Origin of the sequence: Rhizobium sp. YJ-22, assembly GCF_029601685.1 — a bacterium.
Lineage (GTDB): Bacteria > Pseudomonadota > Alphaproteobacteria > Rhizobiales > Rhizobiaceae > Metarhizobium.
Genome location: NZ_JARRIR010000007.1, coordinates 306,696 through 324,643 on the forward strand (window position 1 = coordinate 306,696; position 17,948 = coordinate 324,643).

18 protein-coding genes are annotated in these 17,948 nt (G+C 64.3%); 10 read left to right on the forward strand and 8 right to left on the reverse strand.

Annotated features, from left to right (window positions below; all coding sequences use genetic code 11):
* Positions 1-21: 21 nt before the first annotated feature.
* On the reverse strand, positions 22-1,053 hold the full coding sequence (locus tag P7F60_RS18065) for a LacI family DNA-binding transcriptional regulator (RefSeq protein ID WP_347276874.1): 1,032 nt from the start codon (positions 1,051-1,053) through the stop codon (positions 22-24).
* A gap of 224 nt (positions 1,054-1,277) precedes the next feature.
* Here P7F60_RS18065 and P7F60_RS18070 point away from each other — a divergent pair, with 224 nt between their 5' ends.
* From P7F60_RS18070 to P7F60_RS18085, 4 genes are all read left to right on the forward strand, one after another.
* Positions 1,278-2,261: an ABC transporter substrate-binding protein gene (locus P7F60_RS18070; protein WP_277919140.1), complete on the forward strand. Its 984-nt coding sequence runs from the start codon at positions 1,278-1,280 to the stop codon at positions 2,259-2,261.
* 84 nt (positions 2,262-2,345) lie between these two features.
* Positions 2,346-3,860: a sugar ABC transporter ATP-binding protein gene (locus P7F60_RS18075; RefSeq protein WP_277919141.1), complete on the forward strand. Its 1,515-nt coding sequence runs from the start codon at positions 2,346-2,348 to the stop codon at positions 3,858-3,860.
* Positions 3,857-4,849: an ABC transporter permease gene (locus tag P7F60_RS18080; RefSeq protein WP_277919142.1), complete on the forward strand. Its 993-nt coding sequence runs from the start codon at positions 3,857-3,859 to the stop codon at positions 4,847-4,849. The genes P7F60_RS18075 and P7F60_RS18080 overlap by 4 nt, the downstream gene beginning before the upstream one ends.
* Before the next feature lie 11 nt (positions 4,850-4,860).
* Positions 4,861-5,853, forward strand: a complete 993-nt coding sequence (locus P7F60_RS18085) for an ABC transporter permease (RefSeq protein ID WP_277919143.1) — start codon at positions 4,861-4,863, stop codon at positions 5,851-5,853.
* A gap of 6 nt (positions 5,854-5,859) precedes the next feature.
* Here P7F60_RS18085 and P7F60_RS18090 read toward each other — a convergent pair whose 3' ends face one another.
* Entirely contained in the window at positions 5,860-6,882 is a 1,023-nt protein-coding gene (locus P7F60_RS18090; RefSeq protein ID WP_277919144.1) for an LLM class flavin-dependent oxidoreductase, read from the reverse strand.
* 226 nt (positions 6,883-7,108) lie between these two features.
* Here P7F60_RS18090 and P7F60_RS18095 point away from each other — a divergent pair, with 226 nt between their 5' ends.
* Complete coding sequence (locus P7F60_RS18095; RefSeq protein ID WP_277919145.1) at positions 7,109-7,672, forward strand: DedA family protein; 564 nt, start codon at positions 7,109-7,111, stop codon at positions 7,670-7,672.
* A 99-nt stretch (positions 7,673-7,771) separates the two neighbouring features.
* Here the strand turns inward: P7F60_RS18095 and P7F60_RS18100 are convergent, their stop codons facing one another.
* Complete coding sequence (locus tag P7F60_RS18100; protein WP_277919146.1) at positions 7,772-8,809, reverse strand: ABC transporter ATP-binding protein; 1,038 nt, start codon at positions 8,807-8,809, stop codon at positions 7,772-7,774.
* Complete coding sequence (locus tag P7F60_RS18105) at positions 8,806-10,368, reverse strand: iron ABC transporter permease (RefSeq protein WP_277919147.1); 1,563 nt, start codon at positions 10,366-10,368, stop codon at positions 8,806-8,808. The genes P7F60_RS18100 and P7F60_RS18105 overlap by 4 nt, the downstream gene beginning before the upstream one ends.
* A gap of 603 nt (positions 10,369-10,971) precedes the next feature.
* Between P7F60_RS18105 and P7F60_RS18110 the strand changes: the two genes are divergently transcribed.
* On the forward strand, positions 10,972-11,361 hold the full coding sequence (locus P7F60_RS18110; RefSeq protein WP_277919196.1) for a CZB domain-containing protein: 390 nt from the start codon (positions 10,972-10,974) through the stop codon (positions 11,359-11,361).
* A gap of 154 nt (positions 11,362-11,515) precedes the next feature.
* Here P7F60_RS18110 and P7F60_RS18115 read toward each other — a convergent pair whose 3' ends face one another.
* From P7F60_RS18115 to P7F60_RS18130, 4 genes are all read right to left on the reverse strand, one after another.
* Positions 11,516-12,526, reverse strand: a complete 1,011-nt coding sequence (locus P7F60_RS18115) for an iron ABC transporter substrate-binding protein (protein ID WP_277919148.1) — start codon at positions 12,524-12,526, stop codon at positions 11,516-11,518.
* Positions 12,527-12,697: 171 nt separating this feature from the next.
* The gene (aphA, locus tag P7F60_RS18120) at positions 12,698-13,387 is read right to left on the reverse strand and encodes an acid phosphatase AphA (protein ID WP_277919149.1); all 690 of its coding nucleotides are present in this window, start codon (positions 13,385-13,387) and stop codon (positions 12,698-12,700) included.
* Positions 13,388-13,504: 117 nt separating this feature from the next.
* Complete coding sequence (locus P7F60_RS18125; protein WP_277919150.1) at positions 13,505-13,900, reverse strand: cupin domain-containing protein; 396 nt, start codon at positions 13,898-13,900, stop codon at positions 13,505-13,507.
* A 73-nt stretch (positions 13,901-13,973) separates the two neighbouring features.
* Complete coding sequence (locus P7F60_RS18130; RefSeq protein ID WP_277919151.1) at positions 13,974-14,477, reverse strand: MarR family winged helix-turn-helix transcriptional regulator; 504 nt, start codon at positions 14,475-14,477, stop codon at positions 13,974-13,976.
* A gap of 107 nt (positions 14,478-14,584) precedes the next feature.
* On the opposite strand from P7F60_RS18130, the gene P7F60_RS18135 reads away from it, so the two are divergent.
* From P7F60_RS18135 to P7F60_RS18150, 4 genes are read left to right on the forward strand one after another with little or no spacing between them, the layout of a single operon-like run.
* Positions 14,585-15,550 (forward strand): ABC transporter substrate-binding protein, encoded by a 966-nt coding sequence (locus P7F60_RS18135; RefSeq protein ID WP_277919152.1) that lies wholly within the window; start codon positions 14,585-14,587, stop codon positions 15,548-15,550.
* A gap of 51 nt (positions 15,551-15,601) precedes the next feature.
* Positions 15,602-16,402, forward strand: coding sequence for an ABC transporter ATP-binding protein (locus tag P7F60_RS18140; protein ID WP_277919153.1), 801 nt, complete (start codon positions 15,602-15,604; stop codon positions 16,400-16,402).
* On the forward strand, positions 16,399-17,184 hold the full coding sequence (locus P7F60_RS18145; RefSeq protein WP_277919154.1) for an ABC transporter permease: 786 nt from the start codon (positions 16,399-16,401) through the stop codon (positions 17,182-17,184). The genes P7F60_RS18140 and P7F60_RS18145 overlap by 4 nt, the downstream gene beginning before the upstream one ends.
* Entirely contained in the window at positions 17,181-17,948 is a 768-nt protein-coding gene (locus P7F60_RS18150; protein WP_277919155.1) for an ABC transporter permease subunit, read from the forward strand. Before P7F60_RS18145 ends, P7F60_RS18150 begins: the two co-directional genes overlap by 4 nt.

Below are 17,948 nucleotides of genomic sequence, written 5' to 3' on the forward strand. Positions count from 1 at the left end.
GATCGTTGCCGGAAGCGTTCTCTAGCGCCGGGGCTTCGCCGTCGTGCCGCGGCTTACCAGCGGGCCGTCGATCTTGATGGTCATCGGCCGGAACGCCTTGCGATGCACGGTCATGTCGATGAGGATCTCGGCGGCGCGCTGGCCCATCTCGTAATTGGGCAGCACCAGCGTCGAGAGCGGCGGGTGGGTGTAGCGCGCCAGTTCCTGGTCGTCATATCCCATGACCGAGAGATCCTCGGGCACGCGGAAGCCGCGCTCGGAAGCTGCCTCCATGACCCCGATCGCCATCAGGTCGTTGGCGCAGAAGATCGCGCTCGGTGGCGGGTCGAGCGACAGCAGTTCCAGCGCCGCCTCGTAGCCGCGCAACGGCAGCCAGTCACCGTCGCGCACCAGGCTTTCGTCGAAGGCGATGTCGGCAGTGGCGAGCGCCTGCTTGTAGCCCTTGAGCCGATCCAGCGACGCATCCATCCACGGCTCGCCGTTGATGAAGCCGATGCGGCGATGGCCAAGAGAGGTGAGGTAGGCGGTGGCCGAAAAACCGCCGGCGACTTCCCCCGGCACCACCGAAATATGCTTGCGCGGCTCGGCATAGCAATTGAGCAGCACGGTCGGGATATCGCGCAGCAGCGCCGGAAAATTCACCTTGCGGGTGAAGATGGTCGCATAGACGACGCCGAGGATCGTCGGATCGGCGAGCACGGAGCGCAGCACCGCCTCCTCCAGCTCCGGATTGGAGCGCGTTGCCTGGGCATGGACGAGAAAACCCTGCTCGAAGGCGAAATCGCGCGCGCCGTCGAAGCTGACCACCGGATGCGGGCTGGTGGAGATCTCGTCGACGATGAAGGCGATCTTGTTCTTTGCCATGTCTTGCCATCCGTCGGCGGGCGAGCGGGCCTCCTGCCGGCGCATGCCGGGCGACTTGTAGCCGATCTTCTGCGCGGCCTCCCAGACCTTGGCCTGGGTTTCGGACGAGATGCGGGCGCCGGTCATCTGGTTGAGCACGAGCGAGACGCTGGATTGGGAGACGCCGGCGAGCCGGGCGATGTCGGTCATGGTCGGGCGACGGGAATCATTGTCCCGGGTGTTGCGCCTGGTCTTCACCTTGTCGTCGCTCATGGCCGTTCCTCTCTCCCGGCCTTTGTCTACCACGCGGCGCATGCGCGTGCTAATAAAATTATCCCTTGACTGATAATAATATTACCAGCACAGTCCTGTGCATGTCGGGCCGCAGCTCGCATTCGGTTGAGGAGACCGATTTCTTTGGGAGGAGAACCGCAATGTCTCGTTTTACACGACGTGCATTCCTGTTGACGGCCGGCGTTGCCGGCGCGCTTGCCTTCACCGGCACCATGGCGCTCGCCGAACTGCCCGCGCTCGCCAAGAAGGACAAATACAAGGTCGGCTTTGCCCAGACCGAGAGCAACAATCCCTGGCGCATCGCCCAGACCAATTCCATGAAGGCCGAAGCCGAGAAGAACGGCATCCAGCTCGTCTATACCGATGCCGCCGGCTCCGCCGCCAAGCAGGTCGCCGACGTCAATTCGATGATCGCCCAAGGCGTCGACGTCATCTTCCTCGCCCCGCGCGAGGAAAAGCCGCTGATCCCGGCGGTCATGGCCGCCAAGAAGGCCGGCATCCCGGTCATCCTGCTCGACCGCAGCGTCGATCCTTCGCTCGCAAAGCCGGGCGAAGACTACGTGACCTTCATCGGCTCCGACTTCATCGCCGAGGGCAAGCGTGTCGCTGAATGGCTGGCGAAGAACGCCAACGGCAAGTCGAAGATCATCGAACTCGAGGGCACGACCGGCTCGTCGCCGGCCAACGACCGCAAGAAGGGTTTCGACGACGCGATCAAGGCCGCTGGCGGCTTCGACATCGTTGCCTCGCAGAGCGGCGATTTCGCCCGCGACAAGGGCCGGCAGGTGGCGGAAGCCCTGCTGCAGGCCCATCCCGATGCCGATATCGTCTATGCCCATAACGACGAAATGGCCATCGGCGCCATCGCGGCGATCGAAGCGGCCGGCAAGGTGCCGGGCAAGGATGTCCTCGTCCTGTCCATCGACGGCGGCAAGGAAGCCGTGCAGGCGGTCGTGGACGGCAAGATCGCCGCCGTGGTCGAATGCAATCCGCGCTTTGGGCCGAAGGCATTCGAGACTATGATGCGTTATGCCAAGGGCGAGAAGATCGAGCCCTGGGTCATCAATACGGACAAGTTCTACGATTCGACCAACGCCAAGGACGAGATCGCCGACGCCTACTAAGGCCCTGCGGGGCCTTAGGCCGGGCGGGAGCGGCGTCTCGCCCGGCCATTGATACCATGCCAAAAGTCGGAGGAGCTTTCGGCAATGCTTTTGTCCATGCAGGCGATCACCAAGCGGTTTTCGGGCGTGCCGGCGCTGACCGCCGCCGGCCTCGAGATCGCCGAGGGCGAGGTGATGGCGCTCGTCGGCCAGAACGGCGCCGGCAAATCGACGCTGATCAAGATCCTCACCGGCGTCCATCGCCGCGACGAGGGCACGATCACCTTCGATGGCCGCGAGGTTGCGTTTTCCAGCCCCGCCGAGGCGCAGGCGAACGGCATCGCCACCATCTACCAGGAAATCAACCTGGCGCCGCAGCGCTCGGTCGCCGAAAACATCTTCATGGCCCGCGAGCCGCGCCGCTTCGGCTTCCTCGACCGTCGCCGGATGCGCATCGAGGCTGAAAAGGTGCTCGGCACCTTCAACCTCAAGCTCGACGTCACCCGCCCCGTCGGCCAGTTCAATGCCGCGACGCGCCAGATGGTGGCGATCGCGCGGGCGGTGATCCAGAATGCCCGCCTCGTGATCATGGACGAGCCGACGTCGTCGCTCGACGAGCGCGAGGTCGCGGTGCTGTTCGAGACCATCCGTTCGCTGAAAGCGCGCGGCGTTTCCGTCTGCTTCATCGGCCATCGGCTGGACGAGCTCTATGCGATCTGCGACCGCGTCACCATCATGCGCGACGGGCGCACCGTCGCCGTGTCCGACATGGCGGCGCTGTCGAAGATGGATCTGGTGCGCAACATGCTCGGCAAGGAGTTGAAGGCGCTGGAGGAGATCGGCCATGGCCGCGATGCGGGCGCGGCTGAAGGCCCCGTGCGCCTGTCGCTCGCCAATGCGGCCTCCGGTCTTCGCGTGCGCGACGTTTCGCTGGATGTGCGCGAGGGCGAGATCGCCGGGCTTGCCGGCCTGCTCGGCTCCGGCCGCAGCGAGACCGCGCGCATCCTCTTCGGCGCCGATCCGCTGGAGAGCGGCGCGCTGCGCATCGACGGCAAGGAGCGGCGCTATCGCCAGCCGGCCGACGCCATCGCCGACGGCATCGGCCTCGTCTCGGAGGACCGAAAGGTCGACGGCATCGTGCCGGACATGAGCATCCGCGAGAACATGACGCTGGCGCTGCTGCCGGCCTTGACCCGCTCCGGCATCGTCGACCGCGCCCGCCAGCAGGAGATCGCCACCCGCTTCATCGCGGCGTTGTCGATTAAATGCACCGGGCCGGACCAGCCGATCAAGGAACTCTCCGGCGGCAACCAGCAGAAGGTGCTGCTCGCCCGCTGGCTCTGCACCGATCCGCGCCTGCTGATCATCGACGAGCCGACGCGCGGCATCGATATCGGCGCCAAGACCGAGATCCTGCGCCTGCTGCGCGACCTCGCCGACAAGGGCCTGAGCGTGCTGATGATTTCCTCGGAACTGGAGGAATTGATGGCGGTCGCCGACCATGTGACGGTGCTGAGCGACGGCCGCAGCGTCGAGACGCTGGACGGCGCCCGCCTCAGCGAACAGGCGCTGATGCAGGCCATGGCCAGCGAGGCGCCGAGACTGGAGACCGCATCGTGACGCTTGCCACCGAAGCCCCCGCGGCAAAACGCAATCTCAGGCCCGCCGCCATCGCCAGCCGCTACGGCACCTTCCTCGCCTTCCTGGCGCTGGTGGTCTTCAACATGGCGGTGACGCCGAATTTCCTGTCCCTGCAGACGCTGAACGTCAACCTGACGCAGGTGGCGACCATTGTCGTCGTCGCCACCGGCATGACGCTGGTCATCGCCACCGGCGGCATCGACCTGTCGGTGGGCTCGCTGATGGCGGTCGCCGGCGCCCTGGCGCCGATGCTGTTCATGGGCCAGCTCGGAATTCCCCCGGGGCCGCTGGCGCTGGTCCTCTCCTTCGTCCTGCCGGTGCTCCTGGTCATGGCCTTCGGCTGGTTCAACGGCATGCTGGTGACCCGCTTCCGCATCCAGCCGATCATCGCCACGCTGGTGCTGTTCATCGCCGGGCGCGGCATCGCCCAGGTGGCGACCAACGGCAATCTGCAGGTCTTCAAGAACGATGCCTTCCAGTTCGTCGGGCTCGGCCGCGTCTTCGGCATTCCCGCGCAGGTGATCGTCATGGTCGTCATCGTGCTCGCCGCCGACTGGCTGGTGCGGCGCACGGCGCTGGGGCGGCAGATTCTCGCCGTCGGCGGCAACGAGAAGGCGGCGCGGCTGGCGGGCGTGCCGGTCGTGCGGGTCAAGACGCTGGTCTATGTGCTGTCGGCAGCGCTTGCCGGCGTCGCCGGGCTGATCGTCGTCGCGCGAAACTCCGCTTCCGACGCCAATCTCGTCGGGCTTGGCATGGAGCTGGATGCGATTGCGGCGGTGGCGGTCGGCGGCACGCTGCTCTCGGGCGGCAAGGCGAACATCTACGGCACCGTGCTCGGCGCCTTCGTCATCCAGCTCGTGCGCTACACGCTGCTCGCCAACGGCGTGCCGGATGCGGCGGCCCTGATCGTCAAGGCCGGGCTGATTATCGTCGCCGTCTACATCCAGCAACGGGCCGCCAGGGGCTGAAGGGTAACGTCATGGACGCGATCAAGACAATGCTTCTGCCGCGCAGCTCCGCCGATCTCGCCCGCATCAGCGTGCTGGCGGCGTTGGCGCTGCTTATCCTGTTCGGGGCGTTGCGCTACGACAATTTCCTGTCGCCCTACAATATCCTCAGCTTCCTGCGCTACAATTCCATGTTTGCGCTGATCGCGCTGGGCATGGCCTTCGTGATCATGACCGGCGGCATCGACCTGTCGGTCGGCGGCGTCGCCGCCGTCTCCAGCGTCGTGGCCGCGCTTCTGTCGCCCTATCACTGGGCGGCGGGCCTGTTCGGCGGGCTGGGCACGGGGCTGGCCTTTGGCTGCCTCAACGGGCTGGTGATCACCCGCATGCAGATCCAGCCCTTCATCGCCACGCTCGCCGCCATGCTGGCGGCCTATGGCACGGCGCTGCTGCTGGCTGACAACCAATCGGTTTCGGTGTCCTATGACACCGGCTTCACCAGCATAGGCCAGGACGATTTCCTGGGCTTTCCGATTCCCGGCTGGATTGCGCTCGCCTGCTATATCGCCGGCTGGATCCTGCTGGAGCGCCAGCCCTTCGGCCGGCATGTGCTGGCCATCGGCGACGGCGAGGCGACGGCCAGCATGATGGGCCTCAAGGTGCGCCGCACGCTGATGACCGTCTATATGATGTCGGGGCTGATGGCCGGGCTTGCCGGCGTCATCCTCGCCTCGCAGTTCGGCGCCGGCCAGCCGACGGAGGGTGTGGGCTGGGAACTCTTCGCCATCGCCTCGGTCGTGGTCGGCGGCACGCTTCTGACCGGCGGCTCCGGCTCGGTCGGTGCGACGCTCGCCGGCGCCCTGCTGCTCGCCATGGTGTTCAACATCCTGAATTTCGAGAACGGGCTCGGCTGGATCTCGCTCTCGGCCTATTGGCAATCGGTCATCCGCGGCGCCTTCCTGCTGGTCGTGGTCGTCGCCCAGGCCCATTTCGGCCGGGGCTCCGCCAGCGGTCAGGATGCGTAAGACGCTTTAGCGCCAGCCCAATGCCGGCGCGACGTGGGTCAGGATGGCCTCCAGCACATGGGCGTTGTAATCGACGCCAAGCTGGTTGGGAACGGTGAGCAGCAGCGTATCGGCCTCGGCAATGGCCTCGTCCTTCCTCAACTCCTCGATCAGCCGGTCCGGCTCGTCGGCATAGCTGCGGCCGAAGATGGCGCGGGTGTTCTCGTCGATGAAGCCGATCGAATCCTGCTCCTTGCCGCCACGGCCGAAATAGGCGCGGTCCATGTCGTTGACCAGGGCGAAGATGCTGCGGCTGACGGAGACGCGTGGGCTGCGCGTATGGCCGGCCTCGGCCCAGGCCTCGCGATAGGCGCGGATCTGCTTGGCCTGCTGGATGTGGAAGGGCTCGCCGGTCTCGTCGTCCTTCAGCGTCGAGCTTTGCAGGTTCATGCCAAGCTTTGCCGCCCAGACGGCGGTGGCGTTCGAGCCGGCGCCCCACCAGATGCGCTCGCGCAAGCCTTCCGAATGCGGCTCCAGCCGCAGCAGGCCCGGCGGGTTCGGGAACATCGGCCGTGGATTGGGCTGGCCGAAGCCTTCGCCCTTGAGCACGTCGAGAAAGATTTCCGTCTTCTGCCGGCCCATGTCGGCGTCGCTCTGGCCTTCCTGCGGCTGGTAGCCGAAATAGCGCCAGCCGTCGATGACCTGCTCCGGCGAGCCGCGGCTGATGCCGAGCTGCAGGCGTCCGCGCGAAATCAGGTCGGCGGCGCCGGCATCCTCGACCATGTAGAGCGGGTTTTCATAGCGCATATCGATGACGGCGGTGCCGATCTCGATGCTGCTGGTGCGCGCGCCGACCGCCGCCAGCAGCGGGAAGGGCGAGGCGAGCTGGCGGGCGAAGTGATGCACCCTAAAATAGGCGCCGTCGACGCCGAGCTGCTCGGCCGCGACCGCAAGGTCGATGGATTGCAGCAGCGTATCGGAAGCCGAGCGCGTGCCGGATTGCGGGGAGGGCGTCCAATGCCCGAAGGAGAGAAATCCGATCTTCTTCATAAAAGCCACCTCGAAACGGGGGAAAGTTCATGGTTGGACATAACATGGCGAGCGCCGCGCGTATGGAAAAGACCGGTAAACGATCTGTTCAGAATCCGGATCGTCTGCCGGGGCATTGCCACCATTTCCCTTCCCGTGCCAAACCCTATCTCAGACATGATGTCCAAACCCGCGGGATGCGGGAAAACGTGAGGCGAGAGGCTGAAGGCATGGAAGAGGTTGGCGCGTGACCCTGTCGCAGCTTTTGACGGATTATGGCGCCATCGCCGTGTTCCTTGGCGCGGCCTTCGAGGGTGAAACGGCGGCCTTTCTCGGCGGCGTGCTCGCCCATCGTGGGCTCGTCGCCTATTGGCAGGTGGCGCTGGCGGCGGCCGGCGGCTCCTTCGCCGCCGACCAGATACTGTTCCTCGCAGGGCGCTATGCCAGCCGTCTGTTGGTCGTGCGCCGCTTCACCGCCGCGCCGGCGATGAGCCGGGTGACCTCCTGGATGGAAACCTATCCCAATGCCTTCATCTTCGCCTTCCGTTTCATCTACGGCATTCGCACGGTGAGCCCGGTCGCCATCGGCCTGTCAAAAGTATCCGGCAAACGCTTCGTGGCGATCAACCTGCTGGCGGCCATCTGCTGGGGCGTGTCGATCACCGCCATCGGCTATGTCTTCGGAAGCGCCGTCGAGCAGATGCTTGGCCGGCTGCGGCTGCACGAGCACCTGCTGATCGCCGTCGCCTTCGGGCTTGCCCTGGTGGTGTTCATCGCCCTTGCCGTCCGGCGGCGGCTGAAGCCGGCCTGATAATTTTAGAGCATTTCCAGCGAAAGTGCGAAGCGGTTCTGCGTTTAGAAACGCGTAAAAACAAGTAGACAGAGCGCTTCCGTGAAACGCTGAAGCGTCCTAGCGGCTGAAGACATGCGCCGTGCCGGCGACATCGAGGCGCACGAGATCGCCGGGCGCGGGCAGGGCGACGCTGGAGGTCTTGATCAGGATCGGCGGCAGCGCCACGGCGGCCAGCGCCACGGCGACGGTGCAGGTCGCGCCGCCGAACTGCACGTCCACCACCCGGCCGCCGTAGCGCGGCTCGTCGGCATCGGTGACGACGCGGATCTGTTCCGGCCGCAGCATGATCTCCGCCTTGCCGGCATGGTCGCCCTCGACCGCGACGCGTCCCAATGCGCATTCGGCAAAGCCGCTCTTGATGATGGCCGGCAGGAGCACGGCGTCGCCGAGGAACAGCGCGGTTTCGCGGTCGCGAGGATGGCGGTAGAGCGTCTGCGGCGAGCCGGCCTGCACCAGCTTGCCTTCACGCATTACCGCCACCTGGTCGGCGAAGGACAGGGCCTCGCTCTGGTCATGGGTGACAAGGATGGCGGTGATGCCGGCCGCCTGCAACACGCGCGACACCGCCTTGCGCATGTTCTCGCGCAGGCCTGTATCCAGGGCGGAGAAGGGTTCGTCGAGCAGCATCAGCCGCGGGCGGCGGCCGAGCGCGCGCGCCAGAGCAACGCGCTGCTGCTGGCCGCCGGAAAGCTGGTGCGGCCGGCGGGTGGCCATGGCGCCGTCGAGCTCGACCATTTCCAGGAGGTCGGCGATGCGTTTTTCCCGATCCGGCGCGCCGCGTTCGAAGCCGAAGGCGATGTTGTCGGCGACGCTCAGATGGGGAAACAGCGCGCCGTCCTGCGAGACGATGCCGATGCCGCGCTTGTGGGCGGGGACGCTGGCCGGCCCATCGGCCAGCAACGCGCCATCGAGGCGCACGCGGCCGCTGTCGGGAAATTCGAACCCGGCGACGATGCGCAGCAGCGTCGTCTTGCCGGAGCCGGACGGGCCGACAATCGCCGTGCGGCTGCTCGGGCGCACCGACAGGCTGACGGTATCCAGCGCCTGCACCGGGCCGTAGCGTTTGCTGATGCTTTCGATGTCGAGCAGCGTCATTGGCCGGCCGTCCGTTTCGATTGGGCATGGAGAAGCAGGGTCAGCGGCAGCGACAGCGCCACCATCATCACCGCATAGGGAGAGGCGGCGACATAATCGATCTCGCTGGTCAGCGACCAGAAGCGTGTCGCCAAGGTATTGACGCCGTTCGGCGACAGCATCAGCGTCGCCGTCAGCTCGTTGGTGATACCGAGCGCGACCAGGGCGATACTGGCGGCCGCGCCCGGTGCGGCGAGCCTCAGGGTGATCTGGCGTACGGCCTGCGCCGGCGAGCGGCCAAGCGCCATCGCCGCGCGCTCCAGCTCCACCGGCGCCTGGGCGATGCTGGCGCGCAGGCCCACCATGGCGCGCGGCAGGAACAGGAGCACATAGGCGGCGAGCAGCGTCGCAAAAGTCTGATAGAGCGGCAGGATCAGCCGCACGGTGATCGACACCAGCGCCAAGGCGACGACGACGCCCGGCAAAGAGCCGACATAATAGTGACAGGCTTCGAGAACCCGCTGCAATTTCCCCGGCGCGCGCACCGACAGCCAGGCCATCGGCACGGCGGCGACGGTTGCCAGCACGCCGCCGGCCAGCGCCAGCGCCAGGGTCTGCCCGACCGCGCGCAGCACATCGCCATCCCAGATGGAAAGGCCACCGAGCCAGAGCCAGCGGCCGAGCGTCACCAGGGGCACGCCGAGCGTCGCCGCCGCCAACGCAGCCGGCAGCAGCAGGGCTGGCAGCGTCCAGCGCCCGAGCCGCCGGCGATCCGCCGGTCGCGCCGTGCCCGAGCCGACCCTGGCGTAACGCTCGTTGCCGCGCAGCAGCAGTTCCAGGCCGAGCAGCAGCAGGCAGCAGCCGACCAGCACGCCGCCGATCATGTTGGCGGCCGGACTGTTGTAGGACGACTGGAACTGGTCGACGATGGCCGTTGCCAGCGTGTCGAATCGGATCATCGCGAACAATCCGTATTCGGACAGCAGGTGCAGCCCGATCAGCAGCGCGCCGCCGCAGACGGGAATGCGCAGTTGCGGCAGCACGACGCGGAAGAAGACGGCGGCCGGCGCGAGGCCGAGCGAGGCGGCTGCATCCTCCACCGCCGGGTCGAGCCGGCGCAGCGCTGCCGCCACCGGCAGGTAGAGAAAGGGAAAATAGGCGAGCACCGCGACGAAGACGGCGCTCGACAGGCCCTTCATGCCCGGCAACAGGCTAACCCAAGCATAGCTATGAACGAAGGCCGGCACGGCCAGCGGCGTCACCGCCAGCCAGGCCCAGAGTCGGGACAAAGGCAGGTCGGTGCGTTCCGTCAGCCAGGCGAGCGTTACCGCCAGAACGATCGACAGCGGCAGCGTCAGCCCTTCCAGCCAGATCGTGTTGACGATCAGCTCGCCGACGCGCGGGCGGAAAACGAGGGTCCTGACCGTTTCCCAGCCGACATCATAAGTCACCCAGGCGATGAAGCCGAGCGGCACAAGGCTGAACAGCGCCACAAGGCCGGCAAGCAGGACGACGGGCGCATGCGGCGGCATCGCCCGCGCCCGTTTCGGCGTCGCCGGCCACGCTTCGCGAGATGCCATGCTTGTATTGTCCTGCAACAAGGCCGCTGCCTTCATGCCGTGAAACGAAAAACAACCGTCCCATGCGGACGGTCGCCGGAATTCGTCATGCCCTACGGTTTTCTTGAGCGGATGGCAATAGTTTAGACGGCGGGAAACCTGCGGCGGATCAGCACTTTCCGTTTTGGCGCATATTCCGGGAAACCGGTCCCCACAACGCATCGGCGTTAAAAGCCCAGATCAGCGGAAACAAAGTGAAATAGGGTGAACTGGCTAACGAACGATTCACAGTAAATTCAAATACCCTAATTTATGAAATTATTTTTTACGCTTATTGGGTACGTTCGCGTGATTTCGCAGATAGAGGATTTTCGAGGCGATCAGGGGTGGAGATTTTCTGTAAAAATACGAGTATATAATTCTAATTTTAAATATATATTGATTGTTATTTTCGATGAATTAATTTCTAAAAAGTCAGAACATATTATTTTCTCGTAATTTTAAGATAGAAAACGATTATTTATTTGACGATAAGGGGTTATTAATAGTTTCAAACTATTGAATTTTCGAACTGCCGAGGGGTTCGCCCCCGGTGATTGTCGATGGAAGAAAAGTCAGATCGAAATGAACACATCCTATTATGTTGAGGAAATCACCGCCGGTATCGGTGCCCACGGCACATGGAAGATGAAGCTGAAGACGGCAATTGCGACCGGGTCCAGCGACTTCAAGCCGAGCGTTGTCCGGTGCGACGATCAGTGCGCACTGGGCAAATGGCTTCATGGTTCCAAGATCGATCCGCAGACAAGGTTGGGGATGCCCTACAAGGTCAACAAGCGGGTGCATGCGGAATTTCATGATTGCGCGGCGCGGGTGCTTGAGTTGGCGCTGGCCGGCAAGGCCAAGGACGCGCAGGCCCTGCTGGATGGGGAGTTCAAGGAGCGATCCGAAAAGGTCGTCCGCGCATTGAGCAAATGGAAGGGCGAATTGCTTTCGTCGACGCGGGCCGCATAGAGCATTTCCGGTCAACACGGGTTCACCGGAATGCTCCATCTCGCTCTCGTATTTCCGGGCGGAAAACCGATGCGCAGTTTTCCTGGAAATGCTTTATCCTATTGTTTTGCTGAATTTTCCGACGCCAAGGCGGCCCGCTTCGGCTGGGAATTCTTTAAAGCAGGCCGGCTTCCGTCATCAGCTCGACGACCGTCTTGTTGTCGAGGGTCGAGGCCTCCACCTTGGGCGCGTGCAGGTCGGCGAGCGGCACCAGCTTGTCGTTGGAGGCGGCGTCCTTCGACACGGCATATTCGAATGACGTGCCGTCCTTGAGAATTGCCTGGCCCGCCTTGCCGGTGATGAATTTCAGGAAGGCCTGGGCTTCTTTCATATGCTGGGTGGACTTGATGATGCCGCCTCCGGACACGGAAACGAAGGCGCCGGGATCCTCGTGCTTGAAGTAGTGCAGGGCAACGTTCCTGCTGTTTTCGCCGGTCTTGGCCTGATCGCCGAACCAGTAGTAGTGGTAAATCAGCGCGCCCTCGACCTCGCCGGCATTGACGGCCTTCATCGCGGTCGAGTTGCCCTTGTAGGGAACGGCATTCTCCTTCATCGCCGTCAGCCAGGTCTTGGTGGCGTCCTTGCCTTTGAGCTGCAGATAGGCGGCGACGATCGCCTGGAAATCCGCGCCGGCGGGTGATGCGCCCCAGCGGCCCTTCCAGGCGGGATCGGCGAGATCAGCCATGGATTTCGGCAGCTTGTCCTCGGTGAGCTTCGTCTTGTCGTAGGCGAAGACGGTGGAGCGGGCGGCGATGCCGGTCCACATGCCGTCGGCCGGGCGATACTGTTCCGGAACCTGATCCAGCGTTTCCCTGTCGATGGGCGCGAACAGGCCGGCGCCATCGACGAGGACCATTGCCGGCGAGTTTTCGGTGAGGAACACGTCGGCGGGCGAGGCCTCGCCTTCCTGGATGAGTTGGTTGGCGAACTGCATGTCGCTGCCCTGGCGCATCGTCACCTTGATGCCGGTTTCCTTGGTGAAGGCCTCGACCCATTCCCGGCCCAGGCTTTCATGCTGGGCATTGTAGACGACGATGCCGTCTTCCTGTGCGCGGGACGGCTGGGCCGCCGTCACGATCGAGACCGCCAGCGCAAACGCCGACAGGCGGGTCAGGGAAATTTTCATCTTGGCCTCCATGGCAGTTCACCCGGTGAAGCCGCAGCAATAGATTTCCTGAACCGACTGATCAACGTCTATTTCGCAAGGTCCGATCACAAGGCCTTGAAAAACCTGCGGTAATTTATAACGATTCTATTCTGGCCCGCGCCGGTTGCAACGCGGACCGGAAGGCGTGGGTCAGTTTGTCGAGTTGACGATCACCTCTTCGCCGAACTTGCCGTTCTTCGGATCCGGCTTGTAGGTCGAATTCTGCGCCCGCATCACGCGGATGGGGCGGATGCCGGCGGCAATCGCCGCCTTCATGTCGCTGTCGGCGTCGCCGTAATAGATCGTCAGCTTGTGGTCTTTCAGGAATTGCACCTTGTTTTCCGAGGAGGCGGTGAAGACGACGTCGTTCATCTTCTCGATGCCGAAATCCTTCTTGATCGCCGCCGTCAGGGTTTCGCCGCCGCTGCCGCGGGTGCGGCCGGTGATGAAGTAGATCGTGTCGCCGCGCGCGGTATGCATGTCGATCAGGTGGCGGGCGACTTCCTTCGGGATCGAATACTGGTCGCAATTGTTGGTGTGGATGTCCGTCCAGAAGGCGTCCATCTTCAGGTAGTCTTCCGAGGTCGGCGAATACTTGGCCTTGCCGTAATAGAAGCAGGGGCTGGAGAACAGCACGGTATCGTCCACGTCGAAACCGACCGTCGTCGGCGCCTGGCCCTGCAGCGAGGCCTCGATCTGCCCGACCGACACCCAGTGTACCGGAGCGGTGTCCAGAATCTCCGATGTGGTGATGCCGGGGTTCAGGTTCGAGGCGTCCTCGGCGAAAGCCGGGGCGGCGAGCATCAGGAAAGCCGTCGCGATGGTGAGCGATCTGCGCATGAAAAATCCTCCGTTCATGTCTGGCCGCCGGCCGGCGCGTCGGCACCGGCTTACGGATTCGGGGACTGTCACACCCGGGACGGGTGCGGTCAATATACGCAATGGTGCATCGGGCGTTCAGCCGCCGTACTGTTCGTCCGAAACATGCTCCAGCCAGTTGACGGTCTTGCCGTCCTTGACCTCCTGCAGCGCGATATGGGTGAGGGCGGTTTGCGGGGCTGCGCCGTGCCAGTGCTTTTCGCCGGGCGGGAACCAGACAATGTCGCCGGGGCGGATCTCTTCCACAGGTCCGCCCCAGCGCTGCACGCGGCCGAAGCCGGCGGTGACGATCAGCGTCTGGCCGAGCGGATGGGTATGCCAAGCGGTGCGCGCGCCGGGCTCGAAGGTGACGCTGCCGCCCTGGACGCGTTCCGGGTCGTGCGGATTGAACAGCGGGTCGATGCGCACCGTGCCGGTGAACCAGTCGGCCGGGCCCTTGGTGGAAGGGCGCGTGCCCGCGCGGATGATATCCATGATGGGTCTCCTGTCGTTGCCTGCGGATATAATCCTCATCCGCGCCCGTGCAAGCCGCGAGGCGACGGCTTTGTCAGGTCATGTCGATGACCGACTGGAACAGCTTGTCGACCAGCGTCAGCAATTGCCCCTGTTCCTCGTCGCTGAGATCGGTGAACAGATCCTGGTTCATGCGCCAGGCGAAATCCATGACCTCGCCATGCAGCGTCTCGCCCTCCGCCGTCAGCGTCATCTCGATGACGCGCTGGTCGGTTTCGCTCGGGCGTTTTTCCAAGAGGCCGCGCTTGATCAGGCTGGAGGCATAACGGCTGAGCTGGCCCTCGTCCTGCTGGGTGGCGCGGGCAAGCATGCGCAGCGAGGGACGGCCGAGATATTTCACCGTCGCCAGCGTGCGCCATTCGCCGAGCGTCATGCCGTAGCGGGCGACCAGCGTCGTCTGCGCATGGCGATCGTTCAGCCGCACGAGATAGGCGAGGCGATAGGAAAACAGGTCGCGGATGTCGCGCGGCGGCGTCCATGGGGTCGGCGTCGGCCCCATGTCGTTTTCGATTCCGTCGTCAATTTTTTTATTTGACATTATCAAGCATATTTCCGAATGTTTGGTCACTGGGATGGTTGTTGACACGAAGGCGGCGGTCATCGCAAGCCAAATACAAAAAGGGGAACTCCATGCATAAAGTTAACATGTTCAATAAGATTCTGGGAACGTTGACTTGTGCGGCCCTCGCCGCCGCCCTGTCGACGACGGCGGCGCGTGCGGAAAACACCAAGCTGCGCTTCGCCTATCTGCTGGCCGACAGCATGCTGCCGATCATGGCCGCCAAGAAGGCCGGCGATTACGAGAAGGCCGGCATCGACCTCGAACTGACCGAAGTCCAGGGCGGTCCGGCCGTCGTCGCCGCCATTGCCTCCGGCGAGGCCGATATCGGCTATTCCGCGCCGGTGCCGCCGATCAATGCGCGCCTCAATGGCATCAACGTCAAGATGGTGCTGGCGCTGGCGCATGAGGTCGATCCCGACAAGAAATTTTCCTGGCTGGTCGCCACCAAAGCGTCCGGAATCACCAAGCTTGCCGACGTCAAGGGCAAGAAGGTCGCCTTCAATGCCAATGGCGGCTTGTGCGAGCTGACCTGGCGCGATCATCTGCTCGCCGCCGGCATTCCCTTCGAGGAGGTGCAGCCGGTCATCCTGCCCTTCCCGCAGCAGGAAGCAGCACTTGAGCAGGGCAGCATCGACGCCGCCTGCACCGTCAATCCCTTCTATTCCTCCGTCATCGGCAACAAGGCCATCGGCGCGACGGTGATTGCGAAGGGCATCATCGCCGATGAAAAGGAACCGGTCATCAACGACGTCGTCTTTGCCGGCGACGACTATCTCGCCGCCAATCGCGAGACGCTGAAGACGTTTGCGTCCGTTACCGACAAGGCGCGGCGCGCCATGCTCGCCGACCGCGCCAAGGAGGAGGCCGCAGCCGTCGAATTCCTCGGCCTGACGCCGGAAACCGCCAAGAATTTCCACCTTCCCATCGTCCGCCCCGAGATGACGATCTCGGCCGCCGACGTGCAGAAGCTTCTCGACTCGATGCACAAGACCGGCATGCTCCCCGAACCGGTCCAGGCGGACGACATGGTCGACAACCTGGCGCAGTGATCGAGCCATTGGCCGGCGATCTTCGCCGGCCTCTTTTATCGAAGGTGGGATATGGAAACCATGCTGGAAGCCAGGGAACTGGCAAAATCCTATGGAACGGGCGCGGGCGCGCTAAAGATTCTCGACGGCATCAGTTTTTCGGTGAAGAAGGGCGAATTCGTCTCGATCGTCGGCCCCTCCGGCTGCGGCAAGACCACGCTGCTGATGGCGCTGGCCGGGTTGTTGAAGCCGGATGCCGGGGCCGTCAGCTTCAAGGGCAAGGTGCTCACCGGTCCCTCCGCCGGCATCGCCGTGGTGTTCCAGGATTATTCGCGCTCGCTGTTTGCCTGGAAGTCCAATCTCGAAAACGTCGTCTTCGGCATGATCCGCAACACCACGCTCGGCAAGGCGGAAAAGCGCGTCAAGGGCCGCGAACTGCTGGCCGCCGTCGGCCTTGACGGCTTTGCCGATCATTATCCCTGGCAGCTTTCCGGCGGCATGCAGCAGCGCGTGGCGATTGCCCGCGGCCTCGCCTCCGAAAGCGAGCTGCTGCTGCTCGACGAGCCGCTGGCCGCCGTCGACGCCCAGACCCGCGCCGACATGCAGGATCTGTTGCTGGAACTGGCCGAACGCTTCCGGCAGACCTGCATCCTCGTCACCCATGACGTCGACGAGGCGGTCTACATGGCCGACCGGGTGGTGGTGCTGACCCGGCGCCCGACCCGTGTCGACCACGATATCGTCGTCGATCTCGGCGACCGGCGCGACCAGATCACCACCCGCGAAGACCCGCGCTTCCTCGATATCCGCCATGACGTGATGGCGGCGATCCGTCGCTTCCGCGCCGAAACGCCGCTCGCCGAAAAGGCATGACCATGGCGCTGGAACGCTGGATCCTCCGTTTCCGGTCGCTGGTCTCGCTGGCGCTGATCCTTGCCGTCTGGCAGGGCGTCGCCATGCTGGAGCTGGTGCCGCGCAAGTATTTTCCGCCGATCCCGGATATTGCCGCCGGCTTCTGGTCGATGCTGCTCTCCGGCGAGTTGCTGGCCGGCGATTCGCTGACGCTGGGCCGCGCGCTGGTCGGCATTGTCGGCTCGTCGCTGATCGGCATCGGCCTTGCTTTGCTCGGCGAGATGGTGCCGGCCTTTCGCAGCGCCTTCCGGCCGATCGCCGCCCTTGTCCAGCCGATCCCGCCCGCGGCCGTGGTGCCGATGGCGGTGTTCATGCTCGGCCTCGGCTTCAAGCTTTATGCCTTCGTCATCATCCTCGTCACCATCTGGCCGCCCTATCTCAATGGTGCTGCGGCGCTGGCGGCGGTCGGCGAGGTCGAGGTCAAGACCGGCCGGATGCTCGGCCTTTCGGAACGCGACATCCTGTTCCGGATCAAGCTGCCCGCCGCCTGGCCGGAAATCTTCGCCGGCATTCGGTATGCCGCGACGATCAGCCTGATCGCCGTCGTTGTCGCCGAAATGCTCGCCGGCCGCGACGGGCTCGGCTTCATGCTGATCCGCAAGGCCTTCGCCACCCGCATTCCCGAGGTCTATGCGCTGATGTTCGTCTGCGCCTTCAACGGCGTCGTGCTGAATGCCCTGATCAACCTGCTGCGCTGGCGCATCACCGGCTGGCACATGCGCATGACGGAGCGGACGCCATGAAACGGCTGGCCGACAAATCCTTCTGGAATGCCGTCTGGCTGCCGGTCGCCATCCTCGCCGTCTGGCAAGTGCTGGCGATGCGCGCCCATACGCCGCTGTTTCCGGGGCCGTGGCAGACGCTGCTGGCAATCAGCAAGCTCTATCCGCAGATCGTCGGCCAGCTCGGCTTCACGCTGATCCGGGCCGGTATCGGCTTCCTGATCGCGGCGGCGCTGATGGTGCCGCTCGGCATCCTGCTCGGGCGGCTGAAACTGCTCGGCAAGGTGCTGGAGCCGGCCATCGACATGCTGGCGACGCTGCCGCCGCCGGCGGTGGTGCCGATCGTCATGCTGTTTGCCGGCACCGGCGACGCCGCCAAGATCGTCATCATTGCCTATGCCGCCGCCGTGCCGTTGCTGATGAACACCTATGAGGCGTCGCGCACCGTGCATCCGGCCGCAAACCTCGTGGCGCGGGCACTGCACCTGACCAAGCTGGAGGCGATGCTCCATATCGACCTGCCGGCGGCGCTGCCGATGATCGCCACCGGCGTCAGGCTTGCCGTCTCCTCGGCGCTGCTGGTCGCCGTCACCTCGGAAATGCTGCTCGCCACCAACGGCATCGGCGTTTTCATCCAGCGCCAGCAGGAAAATTTCCAGATATCAGGCGGCCTTGCCGGCATCGCCTTCATCTCGCTTGCGGGGCTGATCATCAACAGCATCGTCTTCCAGTTCGAGAAGCGCTGGCTGTTCTGGCACTACCGCAATGCCAATAGCAAAGGGTGA